This window comes from Streptomyces sp. NPDC056734 (assembly GCF_042790455.1).
Classification (GTDB): domain Bacteria; phylum Actinomycetota; class Actinomycetes; order Streptomycetales; family Streptomycetaceae; genus Streptomyces.
This window is the reverse complement of sequence record NZ_JBHTZD010000039.1, coordinates 15,374-41,142: the sequence shown is the minus strand read 5'-3', so window position 1 is coordinate 41,142 and position 25,769 is coordinate 15,374. Positions and strand designations below refer to the sequence as shown.

Here is a 25,769-nt window from a genome sequence, read left to right as displayed (position 1 = left end):
ATGGCTGAGTTTGAGGGTGGTGCGAACGGGACGGCCGGGGGGAGAACACGGGACGGCCGGGGAGAACACGGGACGGCCGGGGGGAGAACGGGACGGCCGGCGGCGGGGGGCGTCGCGGGCCCGACCGCGTTGTCAGTGCCAGCGGTTACGGTTTCCGCATGGCTGCCCGTACCAAGACCACGAAGGACCGACCGTCCTACCGCTGCACGGAGTGCGGCTGGCAGACGGCGAAGTGGCTCGGCCGCTGCCCCGAGTGCCAGGCGTGGGGCACGGTCGAGGAGTACGGCGCGCCCGCTGTGCGTACGACGGCACCCGGCCGGGTCACCACCTCAGCGGTGCCCATCGGCCAGGTCGACGGCAGCCAGGCCACCGCCCGCTCGACCGGCGTGCCCGAGTTGGACCGGGTGCTCGGCGGCGGACTGGTGCCCGGCGCGGTCGTGCTGCTCGCGGGCGAACCCGGCGTGGGCAAGTCGACCCTGCTGCTCGACGTGGCGGCCAAGTCGGCCAGCGACGAGCACCGCACGCTGTATGTCACCGGCGAGGAGTCCGCGAGCCAGGTGCGCCTGCGCGCGGACCGCATCAAGGCCCTGGACGACCATCTGTATCTCGCCGCCGAGACGGATCTGTCGGCCGTGCTCGGGCATTTGGACGCGGTCAAGCCGTCGTTGCTGATCCTGGACTCGGTGCAGACGGTGGCCTCGCCGGAGATCGACGGCGCGCCCGGCGGCATGGCGCAGGTGCGCGAGGTGGCCGGCGCGCTGATCCGCGCCTCCAAGGAGCGCGGCATGTCGACGCTCCTGGTGGGCCATGTCACCAAGGACGGCGCGATCGCGGGCCCCCGCCTGCTGGAGCACCTGGTGGATGTGGTCCTGCACTTCGAGGGCGACCGCCACGCGCGCCTGCGGCTGGTCCGCGGCGTCAAGAACCGCTACGGCACGACGGACGAGGTCGGCTGCTTCGAGCTGCACGACGAGGGCATCACGGGCCTGACCGACCCCAGCGGACTGTTCCTGACCCGCCGCGCGGAGCCGGTCCCCGGCACCTGCCTGACCGTCACCCTGGAGGGCCGCCGCCCCCTGGTGGTCGAGGTCCAGGCGCTGACCGTGGACTCGCAGATCCCCTCCCCGCGCCGGACCACCTCCGGTCTGGAGACCTCGCGCGTGTCGATGATGCTGGCGGTGCTGGAGCAGCGGGGCCGGATCAGCGCGCTGGGCAAGCGGGACATCTACTCCGCGACGGTCGGCGGGGTGCGGCTCCAGGAGCCCGCGGCGGACCTCGCCGTGGCCCTCGCGCTGGCGAGCGCGGCCAGCGACACTCCGCTGCCGAAGAACCTTGTGGCGATCGGCGAGGTCGGGCTCGCGGGCGAGGTCAGACGGGTCACGGGCGTGGGGCGCAGACTCTCCGAGGCACACCGCCTGGGCTTCACCCACGCGCTCGTACCGGGCGATCCGGGCAAGATCCCGCCCGGTATGAAGGTCCTGGAAGTGGCGGACATGGGGGACGCGCTGAGGGTGCTGCCGCGTTCCCGTCGCAGAGAGGCCCCCCAGGACACGGAGGACCGCCGGTAGACTTTGCCCTGGTCTCGCCCGTCCGTACGAACCGAGTACGCGAAACGGGGCGCCGTACGGGTCCTGTACGGGCCCCGTACGGGGGCGCCGCACGGGACGCCTGAGAACCTGCGACCGGAGGAGTGCAGTGGCAGCCAACGACCGGGCATCAGCTCCCGGAAAGTCCGGTGGGAGTGCCGGTTCCGAGGGCATGATGCGCGCTTCGCTGAGCGCCGTGGCTCCGGGTACGGCGCTGCGTGACGGCCTGGAGCGGGTGCTCCGGGGCAACACCGGCGGCCTCATCGTGCTGGGTTCCGACAAGACCGTCGAGGCGATGTGCACGGGCGGTTTCGTGCTGGACGTCGAGTTCACGGCGACGCGCCTGCGCGAGCTGTGCAAGCTCGACGGCGGCATCGTCATCTCCTCCGACCTGTCGAAGATCCTGCGGGCCGGTGTCCAGCTGGTGCCGGACCCGACGATCCCCACCGAGGAGACGGGCACCCGGCACCGTACGGCGGACCGGGTCTCCAAGCAGGTCGGTTTCCCCGTGGTCTCCGTCTCCCAGTCGATGCGGCTGATCGCGCTCTACGTCGACGGCCAGCGCCGGGTCCTGGAGGACTCGGCGGCGATCCTGTCCCGCGCGAACCAGGCCCTGGCCACCCTGGAGCGCTACAAACTCCGCCTGGACGAGGTCGCGGGCACGCTCTCGGCGCTGGAGATCGAGGACCTGGTGACGGTCCGCGATGTGTCGGCGGTCGCGCAGCGCCTGGAGATGGTCCGGCGCATCGCCACCGAGATCGCGGAGTACGTGGTCGAGCTGGGCACCGACGGGCGTCTTCTGACGCTTCAGCTGGAGGAGTTGATCGCCGGGGTCGAGCCGGACCGCGAGCTGGTCGTGCGGGACTACGTCCCCGAGCCCACGGCGAAGCGTTCCCGCACGGTCGAGGAGGCGCTCTTCGAGCTGGACGCGCTGAGCCACGCGGAGCTGCTGGAACTGACCACGGTGGCACGGGCGCTGGGCTACGCCGGGTCCCCCGAGACGCTCGACACGGCCGTCTCGCCGCGCGGTTTCCGGCTGCTCTCCAAGGTTCCGCGGCTGCCCGGCGCCATCATCGACCGCCTGGTCGAGCACTTCGGCAGCCTCCAGAAGCTGCTCGCCGCCAGCGTGGACGACCTCCAGACGGTGGACGGCGTGGGCGAGACCCGCGCGCGGAGCGTGCGCGAGGGGTTGTCGCGGCTGGCCGAGTCGTCGATCTTGGAGCGGTACGTCTGAAGGTTCCGGGCGCGTCCCACCGTAGGAGGGCGGTTCCCGCGCCCTTCAGGGCGATACGGTCGGGCGGCGGCGGTCAGTCCGCCGTGAGGACGAACGACGTCTGCACCTTGGTGAGCCCCTTGGCCTCGGCCTCCACCAGGTACGTCCCGGCGCCGGCCCGGCCGCCCGTCGGCGTCCCGCACTCCGGGGCGCTGCGCTCGCGGTCCCATTCCACCGTGTACGTGATGCTGCTCCCGGCGGGCACCCGGTAGAGCAGGCTTGCCGCGCCCTGCGGACAGTCCGCGGACGACCAGAGTTCGTCGTCCTCGGCGGCCTGCGTGATCGTCACCACCGCGTTGCGGGGACCGAGGTCCACCTTGCAGTCGCTCGCGGACGAGTTCCGCGCGATCAGCTGGAACTCGGGCCGCTGATCGGGCGAGTAGGAGTTGCGCACACTGCGCACGGTCAAGGTCACGGCCCCGGGAGCGCAGTTGGGCAGCGGCGAACCGGCCGGCAGCGCGTCCCCCGTACCGACACTCGTGGCGCCCTCGGAGTCCCCGCCCGAACCGCCCCCGGTCTCCGTGCCGGAATCGGTACCGGTCCCTGAGGTCTCCGAGCCGTCCCCGGTGCCGGTCCCGGTGCTCTCGCCGCCGCCCGGGTCGCCGTCCCCGGATCCGTCGTCCGACTCGTCGCGCCCGCCCGGCGCTTGGCTGATCGCGGGACCGGACCCGGACGGTCCGGGAGTGATGGAGGGGACGGGATTCTTGCTGTTGGACCCCTCGGCGTCGTTGTTTCCGTCTCCGCCCCGGGACAACACGATCCAGGCGGTCAGCAGTGCCAACACGGCCACCACGGACACCAGGACGACCCTCCGTCGCCAGTAGATGGAGGAGGGAAGCGGCCCGACCGGATTGCGCAGAGATCCCACGGCTCAAACTGTACGAGAGATCCGCGGCGCCGCTCGCGCCACCCGCCGCCTGAAGCGCAACTTTTCCGGATCATCATCCCGGAAGCGCCCCTCGACGCCCACGGACTGCCGTACGAGTCACTGTTCGACCACTCCACGTGACCACACCGGCATCACGCGCCCGCCCCGCCCCTCCGATCCCCCACCGTTCGACGGCAGTTGACGCAGAGTCACACCGCGCGGGCCACGCCGCGATCCCCCACCGCCCGTCTCCGTCGCCGACCAACCCCGCCTCGTACGCCACGATCGCCGCCTGCACCCGGTTCCGTACCCCCAACCGCTCCAGCACCGCGCTGACGTACGCCCTCACCGTGCCCTCGACCAGGTGCAGGCGCGTGGCGATCTCCGGGTTGGACAGCCCCTGGCCGACCAGTCCGAGCACCTCGCGCTCGCGCGGGGACAGTTGCGCGGCGCGGGCCCGCCGTCCGGCGAGCCAGGGAGAGTCACAGCAGAAGAGGAGGGTGCACATCAGGACCAGCCATTCCGGCGCCGGGTCGACCCCGAAGAGCCCGATCCGTACGGTGCCGGCGCAGCCGACGGCGGCGAAGCAGAGGGCGGCCGGGCGGATCCGGTCGGCCCGCAGTCCGAGCAGCAGTGCGAGCACGGCTAGCGCCGGGGCGTACGAGAGGGTGAACAGGGCGGGCGCGGCGGTCAGGCTCAACCCGGCCGACAGCGCGAACGCCGTGAGCGGGGCGCGGCGGGACACGGCGACCGCCACGCCGAGCACGACGGCTCCCGCGAGCCGCTGCCACAGGGGGCGCGGCTCGTTCAGCCCGAGCAGCTCGGTGCCGGCCGCGGGTGCGGCGAGGGCGGCCCACAGCAGCGCGTCAGGGAGGCGGGGCCGGGGCTGCGGGTCGGGGGCTGCGGGTCGGGGGGTTGCGGGTCGGGGGGTTGCGCTGTCTGCGGGTTCGTCCAGCGTTCCGTCCGTCGGCTGGTCCGTGGGCTCTTGCGTCGGCCCTTCCGTCGGCGTGGCCGCCGTCCGGGCCAGCGTCCCGGCGGTCCGCTCATACGCTGCCCGGTCCGGCGTCCTGGACGTCGGCGGACCTGTCGGCTGATCCGTCGGCTCCGCCAGCCCGACCGCCGTCCCGGCCAGCGTCCCGGCGGGCCACTCGCACACCGCCCGGTCCGGCATCCTGGCCGTCGGCGGACCTGTCGGCTGATCCGTCGGCTCCGCCAGCCCGACCGCCGTCCCGGCCAGCGTCCCGGCGGGCCACTCGCACACCGCCCGGTCCGGCATCCTGGCCGTCGGCTCGTCGGCCGTCACGTTTGCCGACCTGCCGACCGACACGTCCGGCGTCCCGGCCGTTCGCTAGCCCGCTGTCCCATTCGCCGACCTGGCCGCCACCCCGTCCACCGTCTCGGCCGTCCGCTCGCACGTCCTCACCTTCGCCGACCTGCCCGCCACCCCCTCCGCTGGCCCGGCCATCCGCCCGCCCGACCTCACGTCCGCCACCCCCTCCGCCATCTCGCCCGCCATCCATCCGTCCGACGCTGCAAGCCGCTCGGGCCGCCTCGCCCCTGCCGATCGTCAGGTGCTGTCGTCCCCGGGGGTGGCGGTTCGCCCGAGTCATGGTGTTGGCATGGCAGGATCGGAATCGCCATGACTGCGCCCACGAAGCTCCCCCACAGCCCACTCGCCGACGCGTCCGCCGATTCCTCGGTGCCCGGCGGCTCCCCCTCGCCTCAGGACCGGTCCCCTCTGGAAGAACAGGTGTCCGGGAAAGGGCCCGCTTCCTCCCGGGGACGGGACCTGCACCCCCTGGTCATCGACTGGTTCGACGGGCACGCGCGTGACCTGCCCTGGCGGCGTGCGGAGGCCGGGCCATGGGGGGTGATGGTCAGTGAGTTCATGCTTCAGCAGACGCCGGTGAACCGGGTCCTGCCTGTCTACGAGCACTGGCTGGCACGCTGGCCGCGCCCCGCCGACCTCGCCGCGGAGGCCCCCGGGGAGGCGGTGCGCGCCTGGGGCCGGCTCGGATATCCGCGCCGGGCGCTGCGGCTGCACGGCGCCGCGGTCGCCATAACGGAACGGCACGGCGGGGACGTACCGACGGAGCACAGCCAGTTGCTGGCGCTGCCCGGGATCGGGGAGTACACGGCGGCGGCGGTGGCGTCCTTCGCGTACGGGCAGCGGCACGCGGTGCTGGACACCAATGTGCGCCGGGTGTTCGCGCGGGCGGTGACGGGGGTGCAGTACCCGCCGAACGCGACGACCGCCGCCGAGCGGAAGCTCGCCCGTGCGCTGCTGCCCGACGAGCAGAGCACGGCCGCTCGCTGGGCCGCCGCGTCCATGGAGCTGGGCGCGCTGGTGTGCACGGCCAAGAACGAGGAGTGCCACCGCTGCCCGATCGCCGCGCAGTGTGCCTGGCGGCTCGCGGGCAAGCCGGAGCACAGCGGGCCGCCGCGGCGCGGGCAGACGTACGCCGGTACGGATCGTCAGGTGCGCGGCAAGCTGCTCGCGGTGCTGCGCGAGGCGCACGGTCCGGTGCCGCAGGCCGTGCTGGACCGGGTGTGGCACGAGCCGGTGCAGCGGGCGCGGGCGCTGGACGGGTTGGTGTCGGACGGGTTGGTGGAGCCGTTGCAGGGAGGGTCGTACCGGTTGCCGATGGGGTGAGGCCACTGATGCCGGGGAGTCCGGTGGTGCCGGTGGTGCCGGTGGTGCCGGTGGTGCCGGTGGTGCCAGGGGTACCGGTGATGCCGGGGAGGGGGGCCACCCCTCCCCGGTGGTGTCTTCAGGTCGCGCATCGCGCCTCACCTGCCTCACCTTCCGCTCGGCCCTCCCCCGGCCCGCTTCCCTCAACCACCGGGCCGGTCCCCCTCGCGATCGGCCGCATCCTCCGTAACGGTCGCCGACGGCCGCCCCGGCCGGAAATCCGGCAAATCATCCCCTAGCCACACCTTCCGACCTGGCATTTTGTCCCTTTCCTTCCGTCGTTACACAACCGACGGAAGGCCGCGCGCTGTCCGCTGGCTGCCTCGCACAGTGCCGTGACAACGCCTCCGTAGCTTTCTTTCCATGCCCGGCAGGACGGGGCGACTACGGATCACAGGCATTGCGATCACAGGCGAAGGACACACCGGCCGACAGCCGGGCCGGTGAACGGGGACCAGGAGGCGGTTGATCATGGCGCAGGGTGAGGTGCTGGAGTTCGAGGAGTACGTCCGCACCCGGCAGGACGCGTTGCTGCGCAGCGCCCGCCGGCTGGTTCCGGACCCGGTCGACGCCCAGGATCTGCTCCAGACGGCGCTGGCGCGGACGTACGGGCGCTGGGAGGGGATCGCGGACAAGCGGCTCGCGGACGCGTATCTGCGCCGGGTGATGATCAACACCCGTACCGAGTGGTGGCGGGCGCGCAAGCTGGAGGAGGTGCCGACCGAGCAGCTCCCGGAGGCCTGCGTGGACGACTCCACCGAGCAGCACGCGGACCGCGCCCTGCTGATGGACATCATGAAGGTGCTCGCCCCGAAACAGCGGAGCGTGGTCGTGCTGCGACACTGGGAGCAGATGACCACGGAGGAGACCGCCGCCGCGCTCGGCATGTCGGCCGGTACGGTCAAGAGCACGCTGCACCGGGCGCTCGCCCGGCTCCGCGAGGAGCTGGAGGCGCGCGATCTGGGCGCACGCGCGCTGGAGCGTGAGGAGCGGGAGCGTTGCGCGGCCTGACCGGCCCGGGGTCCACACGGACCCGGATCACTTCTTTGCGGACGGGAACCGCGGCGACGGCCGCGCTCACCGCCCTCACCCTGCTGCTCGCGGCCTGCGGTACGGGTGGCACCGGTGCCCGGGACGAGGGCCCGGCCAACGCCGACGTGGTGGCGGGTGCCACGGCGACGCCCACCGCCCCGGAGTCCGCGACACCGAGCCCGGCGGACGCCGTGGAGCTGGTCAAGGCGGACCCGAAGGTCTCCCCCGCGGTCAAGCGCGGCCTCCAGCCGTGTGTCGCCGACGAGTACCCGGTCGACGTGTCGTACGGCGATCTGACCGGCGGGACCGCCGACGATGTCGTGGTCAACGTGCTGACCTGCGGAGACGCGGTGGGTGTGGGGGCGTACGTGTATCGCGACGAGGGCGGGGACTTCGAGAACGTGTTCCTGACCGAGGAGCCGCCCGTCTACGCCGAGATCGACCGCGGTGATCTGGTCGTCACCAAACAGGTGTACGAGCGCGGCGACCCGGTGTCGCATCCGTCCGGCGAGAATGTGATCACGTACCGGTGGACCGAGGGCAGGTTCGCCGAGAAGTACCGCACGCACAACGACTACGGCAACACCACCGGGAGCGAGCCCGTCCCGGCCCCCGAGATCAACTGACCGGCCGCCCGACCGGCGTACCCTCGCGGACACGTACCCTCGCGGGCGGCCGGCGGAGCGGCGCGCCGAGTGACCGGCCGACGGCGTCGGTGGACGAGCAGCAGCGGAAGACGCAGCGGAAGACAGAGAGCGGCGATGGCAGAGCAGACCCACGTCCTGTTCGTGGAGGACGACGACGTCATCCGCGAGGCCACGCAGCTCGCGCTGGAGCGGGACGGCTTCGCGGTCACGGCGATGCCCGACGGGCTGTCGGGTCTGGAGGCGTTCCGCGGCGACCGGCCGGACATCGCGCTGCTGGATGTGATGCTGCCGGGGCTGGACGGAGTGAGCCTGTGCCGGCGGATCCGGGACGAGTCCACGGTCCCGGTGATCATGCTGTCGGCCCGCGCCGATTCCATCGACGTGGTGCTCGGCCTGGAGGCGGGGGCGGACGACTACGTCACCAAGCCGTTCGACGGGGCCGTGCTGGTGGCCCGGATCCGGGCGGTGCTGCGGCGGTTCGGCCATGCGAGCGGGGCGTCGGGGCACGCGGAGGAGACCGCGTCGGCGAGCACCGGAGGGGTGCTGACCTTCGGGGACCTGGAGATCGACACCGAGGGCATGGAGGTGCGCCGCGGCGGTGCGCCGGTCGCGCTCACGCCGACCGAGATGCGGCTGCTGCTGGAGTTCTCGGCGGCGCCGGGCACCGTGCTGTCCCGCGACAAGCTGCTGGAACGGGTGTGGGACTACGGCTGGGGCGGGGACACCCGGGTCGTCGACGTCCATGTGCAGCGGCTGCGGACGAAGATCGGGCAGGACCGGATCGAGACGGTCCGCGGCTTCGGCTACAAGCTGCGGGCCTAGGGCGGGCGGGGCAGCTGATGCGGGGGACGCTCCGCCGTATGGTGCCGCTGCGGCTGGATCGCAGCGGGGTTCGTACGGGACTTCGTACCGGGCTCAGATGGAAGCTCAGCGCGGCGATCGCGCTGGTCGGCGCGCTGGTGGCGATCGCGCTCAGCCTCGTGGTGCACAACGCGGCCCGGGTGTCGATGCTGGACAACGCGCGCGATCTGGCCGACGAGCGGGTCCAGATCGCACAGCGCAACTACGAGCTGTCCGGGCGGCCCAACTTCCCCGGCATCAAGATCGACGACTCCCGGCTGCCGGACGAGCTGCGGCACAAGGTCGAGCGCGGGCGCCGGGCGACGTTCGTGGCCGAGGGGCCGCGCGGGGCGCCGGACATCTGGGCGGCCGTACCGCTGAAGGACGGCCGGGTGATGTCCCTGCACACCGGGTTCACCGACCGCAGCACGGACATCCTCAACGATCTCGACCAGGCGCTGATCATCGGCTCGATCGCGGTGGTGCTCGGCGGCAGCGCCATCGGGGTGCTGATCGGGGCGCAGTTGTCACGGCGGCTGCGCAAGGCGGCGTACGCGGCGAACCGGGTGGCCAAGGGTGAGATGGACGTGCAGGTCCGGGAGGCCATCGGCGGGGTGGTGCGGGACGAGACCGACGATCTGGCGCGGGCCGTGGACGCGATGGCGGACGCGCTGCGCCAGCGGCTGGAGGCCGAGCGCCGGGTCACCGCCGATATCGCGCACGAGCTGCGCACCCCGGTGACCGGGCTGCTCACCGCGGCCGAACTGCTGCCGCCGGGCCGCCCCACCGAGCTGGTCCTGGACCGGGCCAAGGCGATGCGGACGCTGGTGGAGGACGTGCTGGAGGTGGCCCGGCTCGACGGGGCCTCCGAGCGGGCCGAGTTGCAGGACATCATGCTCGGCGAGTTCATCGCCCGCCGGGTCGCGGCGAAGGATCCGGCGGTCCGGGTGTCCGTGGTGCACGAGTCCGAGGTCACCACCGATCCCCGGCGCCTGGAGCGGGTGCTGTTCAACCTCCTCGCCAACGCCGCCCGGCACGGCCGCCCGCCCATAGAGGTCATCGTGGAGGGCCGGGTGATACGGGTCCGCGACCACGGGCCCGGTTTCCCCAACGACCTGCTGGCCGAGGGCCCGAGCCGGTTCCGCACCGGCAGCCAGGACCGCGCGGGCGTCGGCCACGGCCTGGGCCTGACCATCGCTGCGGGCCAGGCCCGGGTCCTCGGCGCGCGCCTCACCTTCCGCAATGTCCGCCCGCCCGGCGCCCCCGACCAGGTCCCCTCCGAGGGCGCGGTCGCCGTCCTGTGGCTGCCGGAACACGCCCCGACGAACACGGGCAGCCATCCGATGCTGCCGGGGCCCGTCGAACGGGCGTAGGGGGCGGGGCGCGGCTCAGAACTCCTTGGTGAAGTCCAGTTCCTCGCTCCGCTCGGTCAGTGAGTACCAGTTGCCGTTCTCGTCGCGGAAGATCGCCTCGATGCCGTACGGGCGCTCCTGGGGGGACTGAAGGAACTCGACCCCGCGGGCCTTGAAGGTCTCGTAGTCACCACGGCAGTCGTTGGTACGGAACGCGCCCGCGCCTATGACGCCCTTGCTGACCAGCTTCTTCAGGGCCTGCGACGACTCGGCGTCCAGGCCGGGGCCGTCCAGGCTCATCAGGGCCAGCTCCACCTCCGGCTGGTCCTTGGTGCCGACGGTGATCCACTGCATGTCGCCCATGGAGAGGTCGTGCCGCACCTCGAAGCCGAGCTGTTCGGTGAAGAAGGTCTTGGTGCGCTGCTGGTCGAAGGTCCATACGGTGGAGATGCCGAGGCCGGTGATCATGGTTCTGCGCTCCTGTCGCTGGGGCGGGGTCACGTACGTCACCGTAGGCAGCGGCGAGGTCAGGGCGCTTCTCCAGAATTGCGGTCCCCGCTGCCCTGTATCGCGAACCCCGGTATCGCGGATCCCCGTATCGCGGACCCCGGCCCCCCGGTCCCCGATTCCGCGCGGCGGGGGAAGCCGCCGGCCCAGAGCATCGCGTAGCAGCCGGGTATCAGGGAGGCTCCGCGCCCGACGTGGGCGGCGCGGTACTCGCTCGGGGTCAGGCCGGTGCGGGCCTTGAAGCGGGTCGAGAAGGTGCCGAGGCTGCTGAAGCCGACCAGGAGGCAGATCTCGGTGACGCTGAGATCGGCGCCGCGCAGCAGCTCCTCGGCGCGCTCGATACGGCGGTGGGTGAGGTACTGGCCCGGGGTCTCGCCGTACGACTCCTTGAAGGCGCGGACGAAGTGGTAGCGCGAGTACCCCGCGTGTGCCGCCACCGTGTCCAGGTCCAGCCCCGGGTCCGTCCAGTCGCGGTCCATGGCGTCCTTCGCCCGCCGCAACTGCCGCGTCTTGTCCATGAACCGATGGTGACATGGGGCACTGACAACGGGGTCGGGTCATGATCCGCCCGCCTCCCCGCCTCCCCGCCTCCCCGCCGCCCGCTGTCTCTGCCCCGGCCTCCCGCGACCGGCCGTTGTCTCCGGCCCCGCCCTCCCTTGACCAGCCGGTGTCTCCACCCCGGCCCTCTCGCGACCATCCGTTGTCTCCAACCCGGCCCTACCGCGACCACCCGCTGTCTCCGGCCCCGCCCATACGCCGGCCCCGGCAGCCGGTCGTGCCGACCTGGCCGCCGGGGCCGTCCGGCGTGTGGGCGCGGGTGTCAGACCGCTTCGGTCACCGGTGCCGGTGCCGCTGTCCCCGTAGCGCCCTTTCCCTCCGTACCGGCTTCGTCACCCGCCGACTCCTGGGGGCCGGCGCCCCGCAGCGGGACCTCCTTCACGAAGAACGCCGCGATCAGCGCCACCACGGCCACCACCGAGCCCAGCAGGAAGGCGGAGTGGGTGCCCGCGGACACCGCGTACTGGTACGCCTCGCGGGCCGCCTCCGGCAACTTCGCCAGGCTCGCGGCATCGAGCTGGGCGGACTGCTCGGTCACCTGGGAGCCGAGGGCACCCGCGCGGGCGCTCATCTCGTCCTGGACCCGCTGGTTGAACAGCGCGCCCATGATCGCGACACCGAAGGAGGAACCGAGGGTGCGGAAGAGGGTGGCGGAGGAGGACGCGACGCCCATGTCCTTCATCTCCACGCTGTTCTGCGCGACCAGCATGGTGATCTGCATCAGACAGCCCATGCCCAGACCGAGCACGGCCATGTAGATCCCGGAGGTCAGCCGCGAGGTCCCGGAGTCCATCTGCGCCAGCAGGAAGAGACCGGCGACCAGCAGCACCCCGCCGACCAGGGGGAACACCTTGTACCGGCCGGTCTTGGTGGTGACCCGCCCGGCCACCATCGAGGTCACCAGCATGGCGCCCAGCATCGGCAGGAGCAGCAGCCCGGAGTTGGTCGCGGACGCGCCCTGCACGGACTGCTGGTACAGCGGCAGGAAGAGCGTCGCGCCGAACATCACGAAGCCCGTGATGAAGCCGATGACCGCCATCAGGGTGAAGTTGCGGCTGCGGAAGATGTGCAGCGGCAGAATCGGTTCCGGGGCCCTGGTCTGCCACAGGACGAAGCCGGCCAGCGCGGCGACCCCGATCCCGGTCAGCTCCATGATCCGCGCGGAGGTCCAGGCGTACTCGGTGCCGCCCCATGTGGTGACCAGCACGATCGCGGTGATGCCGACGGTCAGCAGGATCGCGCCCGGGTAGTCGATCCGCGCCTGCCGCCGCTTGTTGGGCAGATGCAGGACGACCGTGATCAGGGCGAGGGCGACCACGCCGAGCGGCAGGTTGATGTAGAAGGCCCAGCGCCAGCCCCAGTTATCGGTGATGGTGCCGCCGACCAGCGGTCCGCCGATCATCGCGAGCGCCATGACGGCGGCCATCATGCCCTGGTACTTGCCACGCTCGCGGGGCGGAATCAGATCGCCGATGATCGCCATGACGCCGACCATCAGACCGCCGGCCCCCAGGCCCTGCACCGCGCGGAACCCGATCAGCTGGCCCATGTCCTGCGCCATGCCGCTGAGCGCGGAGCCGATCAGGAAGATCACGATGGCGGCGAGGAAGGTGCCCTTGCGTCCGTAGAGATCGCCGAGCTTGCCCCAGATCGGGGTGGAGGCGGCGGTCGCCAGGGTGTACGCGGTGACCACCCAGGACAGATGTTCGAGGCCGCCCAGCTCGCCGACGATGGTCGGCATCGCGGTGCCGATGATCATGTTGTCCAGCATCGCGAGCATCATCGCGATCATCAGGGCGAGCAGCACGACCCGGACGCTCCGGGGCCGCTTGCCCCCCGCGCCCGGCGTCTCCGGCACCGGGGCCGGCCCTCCCGCCGTTGTCGTTGTCTCCGCCATCCGTTCCGACGCCCCCACTCCGCGTTCCGGCGGACTTACTTGCCGCCCGGCTAGTTTCCATGGTGAAGCTACTGGCGCAACTAGCCGGTCGTCAAGTAAGTTTTGTGGAAAGTCACGAAGGAGGAGGATGGCGGCATGGCCGGCACGGAGGGCACCAAGCAGCGGCGCCGCGGGGACACCCGCCAGCGCATCCAGGACATCGCGCTGGAGCTCTTCGCCGAACAGGGGTACGAGAAGACCTCCCTGCGCGAGATCGCCGAACGCCTCGATGTGACGAAGGCCGCGCTGTACTACCACTTCAAGACGAAGGAAGAGATCATCGTCAGCCTCTTCGAGGATCTGACGAAGCCGATCGAGGATCTGATCGACTGGGGCGGCCGGCAGCCGCACACCCTGGAGACCAAGCGCGAGATCCTGCGCCGCTACGGCGACGCCCTCTCGGACGCCGAGCCGCTGATCCGCTTCATGCAGGAGAACCAGGCGACCGTACGGGAACTCAGCATCGGCGAGGTGTTCAAGAACCGGATGCTGGGCATGCGCCGGATCATCATCGACCCGGACGCCGCGCTGGTCGACCAGGTCCGCTGCGTGAGCGCCCTGTTCACCCTGCACGCCGGGATGTTCGCCCTGCGGGACATCGAGGGCGACCCCGAGGACAAGCGCAGGGCCATCCTCGACGTCGCCGTCGATCTGGTGACTCAGGCGCATGGTGGGGCTTGAGTCACCCGGGGGGTGGGGGTGGTCACCCCGAGCGGTTGGGGTGACCTAGGGCGTCCGGAGGGATGGGGACCCCTCCGGTTGCCAGGGCCTCGGGTTGCCCGGACCTCAGGTTGCCCGGATCGCAGGCGGTCGGGACCGCTGACGGACAGGGCAGCTGACGGCCAGGGACCTCAGGCGGTCATGGTCAAGGACCTCAGATGGTCAGGCCCTTGGCGCGCAGGAACGACACCGGGTCGATGGCCGAGCCGTAGTTCGCCGACTGGCGGATCTCGAAGTGCAGGTGCGGTCCGCTGGAGTTGCCGGTGTTGCCGGACAGGGCGATCTTCTGGCCGGTCTTGACTATCTGACCGACCTTGACGTTGACCTGGGACAGGTGCGCGTACTGCGAGTACGTGCCGCTGCCGTGCTTGATCACGATGGCGTTGCCGTACGCGGGACCGTCACCGGCGCCGTTGCCGCCGGCCTTGACGACGGTGCCGCCGTGGGCGGCGTAGACCTGGGTGCCGGTCGGCACGGCGAAGTCCTGGCCGCTGTGGGTGGCGGCCCAGCGGGCGCCGTTCTGGGCGAAGCTCGCGGTCTTCGTGTACTGCTTCACCGGCTTGACCCAGGAGGGCACCGCGGCGGACTTGGCCTTGGGGGCCGAAGCGGCGGCTGCCTTCGGGGCGGCCTGAGCCTTCTCGGGGGCCTTCGCCGGAGCCTTCGCCGGGGCCTCGGCCTTCGCGGCGGGCGCCTTGGCGGCGGGGGCGGCGGCAGGGGCAGCGGTGGGCGCCTTGGCGGGAGCGGAGGACAGCTCGGCGGCGACCGCGACCCCGGCCCCCAGTACGGCCGTCGTTCCCAGGCCCGCGGCCAGAACGGCGGCGCGGGTGCGGAGCAGGGACGTACGGGAAGAGCGGGACGTGACGCGCTGGAACATTTCAACCTCATGGGGACGGGGACAGGAAATCCACCCGGCGCACAGGCATCGGCCAGGTGGGCCGTCCCTTGGTACCCCCGCCCCCCAGAAGCCCCCAAATGTGTGACCTACGACGGAAACTAGTACGCACGCGGCAAATCAACAGGGCCTTGACAGAGCCCGCATCTGGGGTGATTCCGGCCAGGGCGCCGCATGCCTGTAGGGGGTTCAGGGGCATACGTCCCTTTTGCCCGTTTAAAGATCTCCACTATTCCCTCTAGTAAGGGACAAATCGCCTGTGCGCCATGTCACCGCACTCCGGGGTCGGGCGACTCCGTGATGTGACCGGCGCTACTTCGTTGCCTACCGTCCAGTAACCCAACGGTTCCCTTGCCGCCATCCTGCTGGCCAAGCATGCACACGACACATCGCAGCCTGCGGTTCCGTACCGCAGGCCCGAGGCGAGGGGACCCCCCACCATGACCAGCCGACCCGCCTGGACCCGTCGTACGGCCGCCGGCGCCGTCACCACCGTTGTCACCGGTGCTGTCGCAGCGGCCCTCGTGGCGCTGGCCGGCCCGGCCGCGGCCGGGTCCGCCGGCCCCGTGACCGCCGGTACGGCGACCACCCGCCCCGTGACCGGCGCAAGCGTCAGCCCGGCCGCCGCGGCGGTGGCCGTCGACTACGCCACCTGGCAGGAGGACTGCCGGGCCGTGATGGACCAGGCTCTGCCGTACCTCAAGGAGCGGATCGCGCAGGCCGGGCCCGGCGAGAAGCAGGCGCTGGTCCTGGACATCGACAACACCAGCCTGGAGACCGACTTCGGCTTCAGCTACCCGCAGCCCGCCAACGCGCCCGTGCTGGAGGTCGCGCGGTACGCCCAGGAGCACGGCGTCGACCTGTTCTTCGTGACCGCCCGTCCGGGGATCGTCTCGCTGCCCACCGAGTACAACCTCGACCACGTGGGGTACGAGGTCTCCGGCCTGTATGTGCGCGGCTTCTTCGACCTGTTCAAGGACGTCGCCGCGTACAAGACCGCCCAGCGCGCCGAGATCGAGTCGAACGGCTACACGATCATCGCCAACATCGGCAACAGCGCGACCGACCTGTCCGGCGGGCACGCGGAGAGGACGTACAAGCTGCCGGACTACGACGGCCAGCTGTCCTGAATGGTCCCGGTGATCATGCGTTTCGAAGGACGACTCCGCCAGGAATGGGCCTGCCGTCAGATTCTCGAATGTGTCGCCCGGCGCCCCGGCTTTGCGGTGAACACCCTTGCCGAACAGTCCCGCCCACAAGTCAGAGTCATCGCACAATTCGACGTGGTGCGGACCCGGATCCCGGATCCCAGATCCCGGATCCCGGATCCTGGCACCCACGACCGAGGACGTCACATTCGAACGGAACTACCTTTCCTACGTGGGGAATAGGCACCGCAAACGAAAGCGGGGGCCGGCCCCCGCACACAAGAAAGGGCCGGTGCCAACCCGCGGCACCGGCCCTTCCCCTCACGGCGTGATCGTCACGCCTCCTTGCTCAGATTCGGCCCCGCTCCGCCGGCCGCCTGCTCGATGGGCGGGACGTCGGGGAGGGCGGACTTCTCCTCGCCGCGGAAGGTGAAGGTCTTGCTCTCGCCCTCGCCCTCCGTGTCCACGACCACGATGTGGCCGGGGCGCAGCTCGCCGAAGAGGATCTTCTCCGACAGGGAGTCCTCGATCTCGCGCTGGATGGTCCGGCGCAGCGGCCGGGCGCCCATCACGGGGTCGTAGCCCTTCTGGGACAGCAGTTCCTTGGCGGACTGGGACAGCTCGATGCCCATGTCCCGGTCCTTCAGGCGCTCGTCCACCTTGCCGATCATCAGGTCGACGATCTGGAGGATGTCGGACTTGGTCAGCTGCGGGAAGACCACCACGTCGTCGACGCGGTTGAGGAACTCGGGCCGGAAGTGCTGCTTCAGCTCGTCCTGGACCTTGTTCTTCATGCGCTCGTAGTTGGTCTTCGTGTCACCCGCGGCGGCGAAGCCGAGGTTGAAGCCCTTGGAGATGTCCCGGGTGCCGAGGTTGGTCGTCATGATGATGACCGTGTTCTTGAAGTCCACGACCCGGCCCTGGGAGTCGGTCAGCCGACCGTCCTCCAGGATCTGGAGCAGCGAGTTGAAGATGTCCGGGTGGGCCTTCTCGACCTCGTCGAACAGCACGACGGAGAACGGCTTGCGGCGGACCTTCTCGGTGAGCTGGCCGCCCTCTTCGTAGCCCACGTAGCCGGGGGGCGAGCCGAAGAGCCGGGAGACCGTGTGCTTCTCGCTGAACTCCGACATGTCGAGGGAGATCAGCGCGTCCTCGTCACCGAAGAGGAACTCGGCGAGCGCCTTGGACAGCTCGGTCTTACCGACACCGGACGGACCGGCGAAGATGAACGATCCACCGGGGCGCTTGGGGTCCTTCAGACCCGCGCGCGTACGCCGGATCGCCTTCGACAGCGCCTTGACGGCGTCGACCTGGCCGATGACCCGCTTGTGCAGCTCCTCCTCCATGCGGAGCAGGCGGCTGGACTCCTCCTCGGTCAGCTCGAAGACCGGGATGCCGGTGGCCGTGGAGAGGACCTCGGCGATCAGCTCGCCGTCGACCTCGGCCACGACGTCCATGTCGCCGGCCTTCCACTCCTTCTCGCGCTTGGCCTTGGCGGCCAGGAGCTGCTTCTCCTTGTCGCGCAGGGAGGCGGCCTTCTCGAAGTCCTGCGAGTCGATCGCGGACTCCTTGTCGCGGCGGACGCCGGCGATCTTCTCGTCGAACTCGCGCAGGTCCGGCGGCGCGGTCATCCGGCGGATACGCATCCGGGATCCGGCCTCGTCGATCAGGTCGATCGCCTTGTCCGGCAGGAAACGGTCCGAGATGTACCGGTCGGCCAGGGTGGCGGCCTGGACCAGCGCCTCGTCCGTGATGGAGACCCGGTGGTGCGCCTCGTAGCGGTCGCGCAGGCCCTTGAGGATCTCGATGGTGTGCGACAGGGACGGCTCGGCGACCTGGATGGGCTGGAAGCGGCGCTCCAGGGCCGCGTCCTTCTCCAGGTGCTTGCGGTACTCGTCCAGGGTGGTCGCACCGATGGTCTGGAGTTCACCGCGGGCCAGCATCGGCTTCAGGATGCTCGCCGCGTCGATGGCGCCCTCGGCGGCACCCGCACCGACCAGCGTGTGCAGCTCGTCGATGAAGAGGATGATGTCGCCGCGCGTGCGGATCTCCTTGAGCACCTTCTTCAGGCGCTCCTCGAAGTCACCGCGGTAGCGGGAGCCGGCGACCAGGGCGCCGAGGTCCAGGGTGTAGAGGTGCTTGTCCTTGAGCGTCTCGGGCACCTCGCCCTTGACGATGGCCTGAGCGAGGCCCTCGACGACGGCGGTCTTGCCGACGCCGGGCTCACCGATCAGGACCGGGTTGTTCTTCGTACGGCGGGACAGCACCTGCATGACCCGCTCGATCTCCTTCTCGCGCCCGATGACCGGGTCGAGCTTGGATTCGCGGGCCGCCTGGGTGAGGTTGCGGCCGAACTGGTCGAGGACCAGGGACGTCGAGGGGGTGCCCTCCGCAGGGCCGCCGGCGGTGGCGGTCTCCTTGCCCTGGTAGCCGGAGAGCAGCTGGATCACCTGCTGCCGCACCCGGTTGAGGTCTGCGCCCAGCTTGACCAGGACCTGGGCGGCGACGCCCTCGCCCTCACGGATCAGGCCGAGCAGGATGTGCTCCGTGCCGATGTAGTTGTGGCCCAGCTGAAGGGCCTCGCGGAGCGACAGCTCCAGGACCTTCTTGGCACGGGGGGTGAAGGGGATGTGCCCGGACGGGGCCTGCTGGCCCTGACCGATGATCTCCTCCACCTGCTGACGGACCGCCTCAAGCGAAATGCCGAGGCTCTCCAGGGCCTTTGCGGCGACACCCTCACCCTCATGGATCAGGCCCAGGAGGATGTGCTCGGTGCCGATGTAGTTGTGGTTGAGCATCCGGGCTTCTTCCTGAGCCAGGACGACAACCCGCCGCGCGCGGTCGGTGAACCTCTCGAACATCGTTAATCGCTCCTCAGAGCGGTCAGGCAGTAAGGGGACGCTCCCCTCTCTGTCCTTCCGCAGCTTAGTCCCGCAAGCGGGGACCGCTCATTCCAACTGCCGACACCGTCCGGATCACCTCCGCCCGGATCACCTCCGCTCTCGCGGAGACGAATTTGCTGCCTCCTGACCCCGAACGCCGACAACTGCTCCAACCCGATGGTGCGAGACGATGTTCCCGCAGGCCAGACAGTTACCCGCGTCATGAGTACGCCGATGGCGAACGCGCGACAGCCTTTCCCGCGTGTCGCGCCCTCCCACTAGGCATGTCTTACCCGTCGGCACTGACACTCCATGCCGCGCGCCTTGGTTCCCTCCGCTACGGGCGAACAACCTTGCGCCACTCCGCACCCCCACACGCCCCCATTTCCAGCACCCTGTGCAATCAAACGCACACCCAACGTAACCCCATCCGTTCCCGGCCGGTTGCGCTGGGCATGGCTGGCGCCCCTTCCCCGTACGGCACGGTCCCCGGCCCTCGCGGGCCGCTCGCCGCGGGTGGCCGGGACATCCCGGACATTCAGCGGTACTACGAGAACGAACTGGGCTGGCCGACAGTGCCCGGCGATCCGCTCCGGCTGCGCGTCGGTGTCCGCTTCGACGTCCTGGACGTCCCGGCCGAGGCGGGCCACGCCGCCCTGCGTCACCTGGCGCCGGGCTCCCCGGTGGCCCTGGGGGGCGCGACGCGCGCGGGAGGCGAAAAGGGCGGGGGGTGCGGCGCCGACGCGGGCCGGGAGGGCTGCGGAGGCGCGGGCCGGGAGGGCTGCGGAGGCCGGGTGAGCGGGCGGGGGGAGCGCGGGGAGCGGATGCGGCTGCTGGTGGCCGCGGGGTCCGCAGAGGAGCTTCCGGGGCTGCTGGAGTGGCTTGAGTGGGGGGCGCTGGCCTCGGGCCTGGACCTGGTGGCGATCGGGGGCGGCGAGCTGATGACGGCGCCGTTGCGGCCGGGTCGCCCGGAGGCGGTGAGGGGGGCCGGGGCGGCCGGCGGGGGGCCTTTCCGCGCGGGGCCGCGGTCGGGGGCGGGTGTCGCGGCGGAGCCGCGGTCGGGGGCGGCCCTGCCGGAATCGGACCCGGAACCGGACGCGGGGCTGGGGCTGTGCGTTGTGCGGGAGCCGTGGGCTGCGCCGAGGGCGGGGGTCGTGCCGGGGCCGGGGGCGGGAGTCGTGCCGCAGCCGGGGGCGGGAGCCGTGCCGCAGCCGGGGGCGGGAGCCGTGCCGGGGGCACTCAGAGGGGGCGTGCCGGGGCCGCGGCCGGAAGCGGTGCCGGGCAGCGGCGGACGGCTCCTGCGGGGCCCGGCGGTCACGGCCGGGGATCCTGGGCCGCTCCGCGCGGGGTGTGCGACGCATAGCGCGTGCGCGCGATGCACGGGGTGTACAAGGCCTGCGGGATGTGCGGGGTGCTCCTTGCAGGGGGCCGCCGTGTGGTTGCGGCCCCCCGAGCCGGGGTGCGAGGTCGAAGCCTCGCTGCCGACGCTGTCGGCCGTGGGGGGCGTTGGGGGCGCCCCCGATCTCGTACGACTCGTGGACACGGTGGCCACTCACTGCCACCGCATCCGATTGCGGCGCTCGTGCGCTCAGGCGTTGGCCTTCTCGTAATCCTCGCGAATGGTCGCGGGAACGCGGCCACGGTCGTTGACCTCGTAGCCGTTCTCCTTCGCCCAGGCGCGGATCGCCGCGGTGTCCTGGCTGCCGCCGGTGGCGGCGCGCGCCTTTCCACGTCCGCCCGAAGCACGGCCACCAGTACGCCGACCGCCCTTCACATACGGATCAAGAAGGCCACGCAGCTTGTCCGCATTGGTGGTCGTGAGATCGATCTCGTAGGTCTTGCCGTCCAGAGCGAACGTCACCGTCTCGTCCGCCTCGCCGCCGTCGAGGTCGTCGACAAGAAGGACCTGAACCTTCTGTGCCACCGGATTTCCTTTCATCGATAACGTGAGAGCCGGGGTGTGCGGCGTCCGCCGTTTCACCGCTCCCTGTTATATGCACTACGCAGTACGTCGGAAAGCAAACCGCTTTTGCTGGAAAAACACAAACCCCCGGGAGAGACTCACAGGGCTGAGACCACCAGGAAACGTACGCGTTTCGGACATAGGGAACCTGGGCAAGGGGGTCGGGCGGAATATGCCGTGCCGATCACAGATGCAGCAGCATCCGGCTGTTGCCCAAGGTGTTCGGTTTCACTCGTTCGAGACCGAGGAACTCGGCGACGCCCTCGTCGTAAGAACGCAACAGCTCCGCGTAGACATCGGTGTCGACCGGTGTCTCACCGATCTCCACGAAGCCGTGTCTGCCGAAGAAGTCGACTTCGAAGGTGAGACAGAAAACCCGGCGAACGCCCAGCCAGCGCGCGGTGTGCAGCAACTTCTCCAGCACTTGATGGCCGACACCGCTGCCCTTGAGGCCCGGCTTCACGGCGAGAGTGCGGACTTCCGCGAGGTCTTCCCACATCACGTGCAGAGCGCCGCAGCCGACCACCTCGGCGTTGTCGTCGCGTTCCGCGACCCAGAACTCCTGGATGTCCTCGTAAAGCGTGACCGTCGCTTTGTCGAGCAGGATGCGCTCGCGGGCGTACGCGTCAAGGAGTGCGCGCACCGCGGGTACATCGCTGGTCCGGGCCCGTCGGACGGTGATGGCTTTAGCGGTGACTTCGGAGCTCTCTGCGCTCTGTGCGGACATGAACGGACGCTATCGCCCGCCGCCCGGAGGTGCCGCGCCGGGGTTCTCCGCCGGGTTCTCGGCCAGGTTCTCGCCGTGCTTCTCGTCGGGGTTCTCGCCCGGGTTCTCGGCTGCGGCTCGGCCGGGTTCCGGTTCTTGGGGTGTTTCCGGCCCCTGGACCATGCGTACGGCGTCCGCGAGTGCTCTGCGCTGTTCCTCGCTCATCATGCCGAAGAACGCGACGAGAGCCGCCGCCGGGTTGTCGCTCTGCGCCCATGCGTCGTTCATCAGGGCGGCGGCGTAGGCGGCCCTGGTGGAGACCGCCTCATATCGATAGGCCCGGCCTTCCGCCTCACGGCGGACCCAGCCCTTCTGATGGAGATTGTCCAAAACGGTCATCACCGTGGTGTAGGCGATGGACCGTTCCTGCTGAAGGTCTTCCAGGACTTCTCGAACGGTGACCGGGCGGTTCCACTTCCACACCCGCGTCATGACCGCGTCTTCGAGTTCTCCCAATGGGCGAGGCACAACTCAGCACAATAGTGGGAGATCTTGGCAATGACGTGTTGGACGTGCACCTTTACTGAAAATAGGGGCAAAAGGGGCACGCGATGGCTGCCGTACGCCGCGCGGGCAGCGCTCGGGCAGCTGTCAGGCGTCGGTCCTGGCGGCGGCGGAGGGCTGCTGGACGCCCTCCGCGCGCGCGAGGGCGGCGTCGACGGCCGCGTCCTCCTTGGTCTTCTGGGTTCCGCCCTGGGTCTTCACGATCACGCGGATCACACCGATGAAGAAGACGGCCATCACGACCGGGGGCAGAAGCGCGGAGACATAGTCCATGGCGCAAGGGTAGACGCGGGCCGCCGGACGCCCGGGACGGGGTGCCGTCAGCCGGCCGCGAGCTGCTGGGGCGGGCCGGAGGGCGGCTGCGGGGGCTTGCGGCGCGGGAAGACCTCACCGGGGGTGGGGATGGGCCGCCGCGCGGGCTGCGGCGCGGCGGGCCGCTCGGGGCGTTTCCCGGGCTTTTGCTCGGGCTGTCTGTCCGGCTTCTCGGCGGGCCGCTTGTCCCCGGGCTTCCCGCCGGGTTCGGCGAGCCACCCGCCCTGGTCCGCCAGGCCGCCGGGAAGGGCCGTCAGGCGGATCCGGGAGACCGGGACGGCCGGGAGGTCGGGCCGGCCCGTCCGCAGCGCCGTACGCCGCGCGAGACGGGCGCGCACGTCCCGCTCCGCGAGCAGCCGGCAGCGGTCGAGGAGGGCGGCGGCGGCCGGGTTGCCGCGCAGGGCGCGCAGGGCGGCGAGGTCGTCGGCGACGGGGCGGTACCCGGCGGCCAGGACCTCCTCCAGGAGCGTCAGGTAGCCGGCGGCGGTGCCGGGCAGCGCGGCCCGGTAGCGCGCGAGGTCCGCCACCAGGAAGGCCCGCAGCCGCGCGGCCTCACGCGTCGCCTCGTCGAGCGACTCGGCCAGCCGGAGACAGTCCTGAACGTCCTCGTCCGAGGTGCGGCCGGGTTCCAGGGCGAGGGCGAGAGCGCGCCGAATCACACGCAACTCCTCCCCACCGAACGCCATGCCGCCACGGGATCCGTAAGGCGTGGGCATATCCCAAAGATACGCACTAATCAGACAAATTTGGCATAGGGGGTGGGTGTGGCGTGGGGAGATACACGGGTGGGGGAGGGGCGCGATTTCCGGGGTGCGGGCTCTGCGGGGCGGCTTTTCGGGGGCTTCGGTGCTCTTCGGGGGCGTCCGGGGAATCTGCGGCGGGCGTTCCGCCAATGGGGTGCCCGCGCGCGTGGGGGCGGAGAAGGCACGCGGGGAGGGTGCCGGTTTGCGCGGGGCGAGCGCCATGGGGCCGTCCAGGGAGGGTGGTGGGGTTTGTGGGCGGGCGAGTGGGTGGGTCGCCCCGGTGATCCGTCGGGGCGACCCTCCACGACCGCTCCGCCGGCTTCGTTCCGAGCCGATCCGCTGGATGTCGCACCGAGTCGCACCGAGTCGATCCGGCGAGGTCGGCCCGCCGAAGTCCGCGCCGCCACCCCATCCGTCGGCTGTGCCCCAGCGGCTGCACCATCCCGCCCCGCGTCCGGCGGGCCTGGTGGGCAGCGCGCGCCGGGCCGTCCCGCCCGTCGTGCCCCTGCCACAGCCGCCGCCCCTGCCCCCGCCGTGGGTGGTCGTGCAGCGGGGTGGCACGGGTTGGGCGCGGGGGCGGTGTCCCGTCGACGGCGGGTCGTGCCAACCGCGTCAGGGTGGCTCGCGCACCGAAGTCCCAGGCCCAGCGCGCACGCCGGAGGCTCAGGGCGCGAGCACACCGGAGGCTCAGGGTCGCGCACACGCCGAAGGGAAAAACGGCCGCATAGGGGCGCGCGCCCCGGATGGCTCAAAGGCGTGTCACATACGGGACACATTCCGTTCGTAGACCAGCCGCAGTCCGATGAGCGTCAGCCATGGCTCGTGTTCGTCGATCACCGAGGACTCGCCCAGGACCATCGGGGCCAGTCCGCCCGTCGCGATCACGGTGACGTCCTCGGGGTCGTCGGCGAGTTCGCGGGCCATGCGGGTGACCACGCCGTCGACCTGGCCCGCGAAGCCGAAGACGATGCCGGACTGCATGGCCTCGACCGTGTTCTTGCCGATCACGCTGCGCGGCCGGGCCACCTCGATCTTGCGGAGCTGGGCGCCGCGGACGCCGAGCGCCTCGACGGAGATCTCGATGCCGGGCGCGATGACCCCGCCGACATACTCCCCGCGCGCGCTGACCGCGTCGAACGTCGTCGCCGTACCGAAGTCCACGACGATCGCCGGCCCGCCGTACAGCTCGACCGCGGCGACCGAGTTGATGATCCGGTCCGCGCCGACCTCCTTGGGGTTGTCGGTGAGGATCGGCACGCCCGTCTTGACGCCGGGTTCGACGAGGACGGCCGGGACGTCGCCGTAGTACCGGCGGGTCACCTCGCGCAGTTCGTGCAGCACCGACGGCACGGTCGCGCAGATGGCGATGCCGTCGATGCCGTCGCCCAGCTCGTCGCCGAGCAGCGGGTGCATGCCCATGAGGCCCTGGAGCAGCACCGCCAGCTCGTCCGCGGTGCGGCGGGCGTCCGTGGAGATGCGCCAGTGCTCGACGATGTCCTCGCCGTCGAACAGGCCGAGCACCGTGTGCGTGTTGCCTACGTCGATCGTCAGCAGCATGGCCGTCCCGCTCCCTACTCCGCCGCGCGCAGGTCGAGGCCGATGTCCAGGATCGGCGAGGAGTGCGTCAGCGCCCCCACGGCCAGGTAGTCGACGCCCGTGTCGGCGTACGCCTTGGCGTTGCCCAGGGTGAGCCGGCCGGACGCCTCCAGCGCCGCGCGGCCGTCGACGATGGCGACGGCCTCCTCGCACTCGCCGGGCGTGAAGTTGTCCAGCAGGATCAGGTCAGCGCCCGAGTCCACCACCTCGCGCAGCTGGTGCAGCGTGTCGACCTCGACCTCGATCGGCACGTCGGGGAACGCCTCGCGCACGGCCTTGAACGCCTGCGCCACGCCGCCCGCGGCGACCACGTGGTTGTCCTTGACGAGTGCCGCGTCGGACAGCGACATGCGGTGGTTGACGCCCCCGCCGCAGCGCACCGCGAACTTCTCCAGGGCGCGCAGCCCCGGTGTGGTCTTGCGCGTGTCGCGGACCTTCGTGCCGGTGGTCCCCAGGATGTCCGCCCACGCGCGCGTGGCGGTCGCGATGCCGGACATGCGGCACAGCAGGTTGAGCGCGCTGCGCTCGGCGGTCAGCAGGTCGCGGGTGCGGGTGGTGACCGACAGCAGTTTCTGCCCGGCCTCGATGCGGTCGCCGTCCTCGACGTGACGTTCGACCTCGAACTCGTCCGTGCAGACCACCGAGATCACCGCCTCGGCGACCCGCAGGCCCGCCACGACGCCCGCCTCGCGCGCGACGAAGTCGGCGGTGGCGACGGCGTCCTCGGGGACGGTCGCGACGGTCGTGACGTCCACGCCGCCCGCCAGGTCCTCCTGGACGGCCACATTGGCGATGTCCTCGACCTCCAGGGGATCGAGTCCGGCGGCGGCCAGCATCTCGGCGAGCGCGGGATCCAGGCCGCACTCGGGGTATTCCTCGTCGGCGCCGCAGGCGCAGCCGTCGCCGCAGCCGCCTCCTTGGGCGAGGGGAAGGTCGGGGGTGCTCACTGCGC

At 71.1% G+C, this 25,769-nt stretch carries 23 protein-coding genes and 1 pseudogene; 10 read left to right on the top strand and 14 right to left on the bottom strand.

Annotation, left to right across the window (positions count from 1 at the left end):
* The first annotated feature begins 158 nt into the window (after positions 1-158).
* Entirely contained in the window at positions 159-1,568 is a 1,410-nt protein-coding gene (radA, locus tag ACFRFC_RS36355) for a DNA repair protein RadA (RefSeq protein WP_382692731.1), read from the top strand.
* A gap of 127 nt (positions 1,569-1,695) precedes the next feature.
* Positions 1,696-2,820, top strand: a complete 1,125-nt coding sequence (gene disA / locus ACFRFC_RS36350) for a DNA integrity scanning diadenylate cyclase DisA (RefSeq protein ID WP_382692732.1) — start codon at positions 1,696-1,698, stop codon at positions 2,818-2,820.
* Positions 2,821-2,893: 73 nt separating this feature from the next.
* Here disA and ACFRFC_RS36345 read toward each other — a convergent pair whose 3' ends face one another.
* Together ACFRFC_RS36345 and ACFRFC_RS36340 are read right to left on the bottom strand one after the other, a co-directional pair.
* On the bottom strand, positions 2,894-3,727 hold the full coding sequence (locus tag ACFRFC_RS36345; RefSeq protein WP_382692734.1) for a hypothetical protein: 834 nt from the start codon (positions 3,725-3,727) through the stop codon (positions 2,894-2,896).
* 259 nt (positions 3,728-3,986) lie between these two features.
* A pseudogene (locus tag ACFRFC_RS36340) lies at positions 3,987-4,196 on the bottom strand (response regulator transcription factor); the annotation flags it as partial.
* Positions 4,197-5,366: 1,170 nt separating this feature from the next.
* Here ACFRFC_RS36340 and ACFRFC_RS36335 point away from each other — a divergent pair.
* The 5 genes from ACFRFC_RS36335 (at position 5,367) to cseC (ending at position 10,311) form a co-directional block, all read left to right on the top strand.
* On the top strand, positions 5,367-6,380 hold the full coding sequence (locus tag ACFRFC_RS36335) for an A/G-specific adenine glycosylase (RefSeq protein ID WP_382692737.1): 1,014 nt from the start codon (positions 5,367-5,369) through the stop codon (positions 6,378-6,380).
* A gap of 510 nt (positions 6,381-6,890) precedes the next feature.
* Positions 6,891-7,430: a SigE family RNA polymerase sigma factor gene (locus ACFRFC_RS36330; protein WP_382692739.1), complete on the top strand. Its 540-nt coding sequence runs from the start codon at positions 6,891-6,893 to the stop codon at positions 7,428-7,430.
* The gene (locus ACFRFC_RS36325) at positions 7,418-8,077 is read left to right on the top strand and encodes a hypothetical protein (RefSeq protein ID WP_382692741.1); all 660 of its coding nucleotides are present in this window, start codon (positions 7,418-7,420) and stop codon (positions 8,075-8,077) included. The genes ACFRFC_RS36330 and ACFRFC_RS36325 overlap by 13 nt, the downstream gene beginning before the upstream one ends.
* Before the next feature lie 135 nt (positions 8,078-8,212).
* Positions 8,213-8,920 (top strand): two-component system response regulator CseB, encoded by a 708-nt coding sequence (cseB, locus tag ACFRFC_RS36320; protein WP_382692743.1) that lies wholly within the window; start codon positions 8,213-8,215, stop codon positions 8,918-8,920.
* 38 nt (positions 8,921-8,958) lie between these two features.
* Complete coding sequence (gene cseC, locus ACFRFC_RS36315; RefSeq protein WP_382692745.1) at positions 8,959-10,311, top strand: two-component system sensor histidine kinase CseC; 1,353 nt, start codon at positions 8,959-8,961, stop codon at positions 10,309-10,311.
* A gap of 15 nt (positions 10,312-10,326) precedes the next feature.
* Here the strand turns inward: cseC and ACFRFC_RS36310 are convergent, their stop codons facing one another.
* The 3 genes from ACFRFC_RS36310 to ACFRFC_RS36300 all read right to left on the bottom strand — a co-directional run bounded on the left by ACFRFC_RS36310 (position 10,327) and on the right by ACFRFC_RS36300 (position 13,252).
* Entirely contained in the window at positions 10,327-10,758 is a 432-nt protein-coding gene (locus ACFRFC_RS36310; protein ID WP_382692799.1) for a VOC family protein, read from the bottom strand.
* Positions 10,759-10,817: 59 nt separating this feature from the next.
* Positions 10,818-11,315 (bottom strand): helix-turn-helix transcriptional regulator, encoded by a 498-nt coding sequence (locus ACFRFC_RS36305; protein ID WP_382692747.1) that lies wholly within the window; start codon positions 11,313-11,315, stop codon positions 10,818-10,820.
* Positions 11,316-11,617: 302 nt separating this feature from the next.
* Positions 11,618-13,252: an MDR family MFS transporter gene (locus ACFRFC_RS36300; RefSeq protein ID WP_382692749.1), complete on the bottom strand. Its 1,635-nt coding sequence runs from the start codon at positions 13,250-13,252 to the stop codon at positions 11,618-11,620.
* A 135-nt stretch (positions 13,253-13,387) separates the two neighbouring features.
* Between ACFRFC_RS36300 and ACFRFC_RS36295 the strand changes: the two genes are divergently transcribed.
* Complete coding sequence (locus tag ACFRFC_RS36295; protein ID WP_382692751.1) at positions 13,388-13,972, top strand: TetR/AcrR family transcriptional regulator; 585 nt, start codon at positions 13,388-13,390, stop codon at positions 13,970-13,972.
* A 193-nt stretch (positions 13,973-14,165) separates the two neighbouring features.
* Here ACFRFC_RS36295 and ACFRFC_RS36290 read toward each other — a convergent pair whose 3' ends face one another.
* Positions 14,166-14,885, bottom strand: a complete 720-nt coding sequence (locus ACFRFC_RS36290) for a M23 family metallopeptidase (protein ID WP_382692753.1) — start codon at positions 14,883-14,885, stop codon at positions 14,166-14,168.
* A gap of 458 nt (positions 14,886-15,343) precedes the next feature.
* Here ACFRFC_RS36290 and ACFRFC_RS36285 point away from each other — a divergent pair, with 458 nt between their 5' ends.
* Positions 15,344-16,033, top strand: a complete 690-nt coding sequence (locus tag ACFRFC_RS36285) for an HAD family acid phosphatase (RefSeq protein WP_382692755.1) — start codon at positions 15,344-15,346, stop codon at positions 16,031-16,033.
* A 353-nt stretch (positions 16,034-16,386) separates the two neighbouring features.
* On the opposite strand, the gene ACFRFC_RS36280 is transcribed toward ACFRFC_RS36285, so the two are convergent.
* Entirely contained in the window at positions 16,387-18,912 is a 2,526-nt protein-coding gene (locus ACFRFC_RS36280) for an ATP-dependent Clp protease ATP-binding subunit (protein ID WP_382692757.1), read from the bottom strand.
* Positions 18,913-19,874: 962 nt separating this feature from the next.
* Between ACFRFC_RS36280 and ACFRFC_RS36275 the strand changes: the two genes are divergently transcribed.
* On the top strand, positions 19,875-20,543 hold the full coding sequence (locus ACFRFC_RS36275; protein WP_382692801.1) for a hypothetical protein: 669 nt from the start codon (positions 19,875-19,877) through the stop codon (positions 20,541-20,543).
* On the opposite strand, the gene ACFRFC_RS36270 is transcribed toward ACFRFC_RS36275, so the two are convergent.
* From ACFRFC_RS36270 to nadC, 7 genes are all read right to left on the bottom strand, one after another.
* On the bottom strand, positions 20,522-20,857 hold the full coding sequence (locus tag ACFRFC_RS36270) for an Lsr2 family protein (protein ID WP_382692759.1): 336 nt from the start codon (positions 20,855-20,857) through the stop codon (positions 20,522-20,524). The genes ACFRFC_RS36275 and ACFRFC_RS36270 overlap by 22 nt on opposite strands.
* A 223-nt stretch (positions 20,858-21,080) precedes the next feature.
* Complete coding sequence (locus ACFRFC_RS36265; RefSeq protein ID WP_382692761.1) at positions 21,081-21,623, bottom strand: amino-acid N-acetyltransferase; 543 nt, start codon at positions 21,621-21,623, stop codon at positions 21,081-21,083.
* A 9-nt stretch (positions 21,624-21,632) separates the two neighbouring features.
* Positions 21,633-22,094, bottom strand: a complete 462-nt coding sequence (locus tag ACFRFC_RS36260; protein WP_382692763.1) for a BlaI/MecI/CopY family transcriptional regulator — start codon at positions 22,092-22,094, stop codon at positions 21,633-21,635.
* Between the two features lie 159 nt (positions 22,095-22,253).
* On the bottom strand, positions 22,254-22,439 hold the full coding sequence (locus ACFRFC_RS36255) for a hypothetical protein (protein ID WP_382692765.1): 186 nt from the start codon (positions 22,437-22,439) through the stop codon (positions 22,254-22,256).
* Positions 22,440-22,486: 47 nt separating this feature from the next.
* Complete coding sequence (locus ACFRFC_RS36250; protein WP_382692803.1) at positions 22,487-23,164, bottom strand: hypothetical protein; 678 nt, start codon at positions 23,162-23,164, stop codon at positions 22,487-22,489.
* An 816-nt stretch (positions 23,165-23,980) separates the two neighbouring features.
* Positions 23,981-24,778 carry a type III pantothenate kinase gene (locus tag ACFRFC_RS36245; RefSeq protein ID WP_382692767.1) on the bottom strand — a complete coding sequence of 266 codons (798 nt, stop codon included), beginning with the start codon at positions 24,776-24,778 and terminating at the stop codon, positions 23,981-23,983.
* A gap of 14 nt (positions 24,779-24,792) precedes the next feature.
* Positions 24,793-25,764 (bottom strand): carboxylating nicotinate-nucleotide diphosphorylase, encoded by a 972-nt coding sequence (gene nadC / locus ACFRFC_RS36240; protein WP_382692769.1) that lies wholly within the window; start codon positions 25,762-25,764, stop codon positions 24,793-24,795.
* Between the last annotated feature and the right edge of the window lie 5 nt (positions 25,765-25,769).

What these genes read in the sequence shown, in the direction of transcription:
- ACFRFC_RS36305 (WP_382692747.1), bottom strand. Translation starts at nt 11,315, where the DNA reads ATGGACAAGACGCGGCAGTTGCGGCGGGCGAAGGACGCCATGGACCGC.
- ACFRFC_RS36250 (WP_382692803.1), bottom strand. Translation starts at nt 23,164, where the DNA reads ATGGCGTTCGGTGGGGAGGAGTTGCGTGTGATTCGGCGCGCTCTCGCC.
- ACFRFC_RS36295 (WP_382692751.1), top strand. Translation starts at nt 13,388, where the DNA reads ATGGCCGGCACGGAGGGCACCAAGCAGCGGCGCCGCGGGGACACCCGC.
- ACFRFC_RS36310 (WP_382692799.1), bottom strand. Translation starts at nt 10,758, where the DNA reads ATGATCACCGGCCTCGGCATCTCCACCGTATGGACCTTCGACCAGCAG.
- ACFRFC_RS36290 (WP_382692753.1), bottom strand. Translation starts at nt 14,885, where the DNA reads ATGTTCCAGCGCGTCACGTCCCGCTCTTCCCGTACGTCCCTGCTCCGC.
- ACFRFC_RS36330 (WP_382692739.1), top strand. Translation starts at nt 6,891, where the DNA reads ATGGCGCAGGGTGAGGTGCTGGAGTTCGAGGAGTACGTCCGCACCCGG.
- ACFRFC_RS36300 (WP_382692749.1), bottom strand. Translation starts at nt 13,252, where the DNA reads ATGGCGGAGACAACGACAACGGCGGGAGGGCCGGCCCCGGTGCCGGAG.
- ACFRFC_RS36335 (WP_382692737.1), top strand. Translation starts at nt 5,367, where the DNA reads ATGACTGCGCCCACGAAGCTCCCCCACAGCCCACTCGCCGACGCGTCC.
- cseC (WP_382692745.1), top strand. Translation starts at nt 8,959, where the DNA reads ATGGTGCCGCTGCGGCTGGATCGCAGCGGGGTTCGTACGGGACTTCGT.
- cseB (WP_382692743.1), top strand. Translation starts at nt 8,213, where the DNA reads ATGGCAGAGCAGACCCACGTCCTGTTCGTGGAGGACGACGACGTCATC.
- ACFRFC_RS36255 (WP_382692765.1), bottom strand. Translation starts at nt 22,439, where the DNA reads ATGGACTATGTCTCCGCGCTTCTGCCCCCGGTCGTGATGGCCGTCTTC.
- ACFRFC_RS36275 (WP_382692801.1), top strand. Translation starts at nt 19,875, where the DNA reads ATGACGGCGCCGTTGCGGCCGGGTCGCCCGGAGGCGGTGAGGGGGGCC.
- ACFRFC_RS36285 (WP_382692755.1), top strand. Translation starts at nt 15,344, where the DNA reads ATGACCAGCCGACCCGCCTGGACCCGTCGTACGGCCGCCGGCGCCGTC.
- radA (WP_382692731.1), top strand. Translation starts at nt 159, where the DNA reads ATGGCTGCCCGTACCAAGACCACGAAGGACCGACCGTCCTACCGCTGC.
- ACFRFC_RS36260 (WP_382692763.1), bottom strand. Translation starts at nt 22,094, where the DNA reads ATGACGCGGGTGTGGAAGTGGAACCGCCCGGTCACCGTTCGAGAAGTC.
- ACFRFC_RS36265 (WP_382692761.1), bottom strand. Translation starts at nt 21,623, where the DNA reads ATGTCCGCACAGAGCGCAGAGAGCTCCGAAGTCACCGCTAAAGCCATC.
- ACFRFC_RS36280 (WP_382692757.1), bottom strand. Translation starts at nt 18,912, where the DNA reads ATGTTCGAGAGGTTCACCGACCGCGCGCGGCGGGTTGTCGTCCTGGCT.
- ACFRFC_RS36245 (WP_382692767.1), bottom strand. Translation starts at nt 24,778, where the DNA reads ATGCTGCTGACGATCGACGTAGGCAACACGCACACGGTGCTCGGCCTG.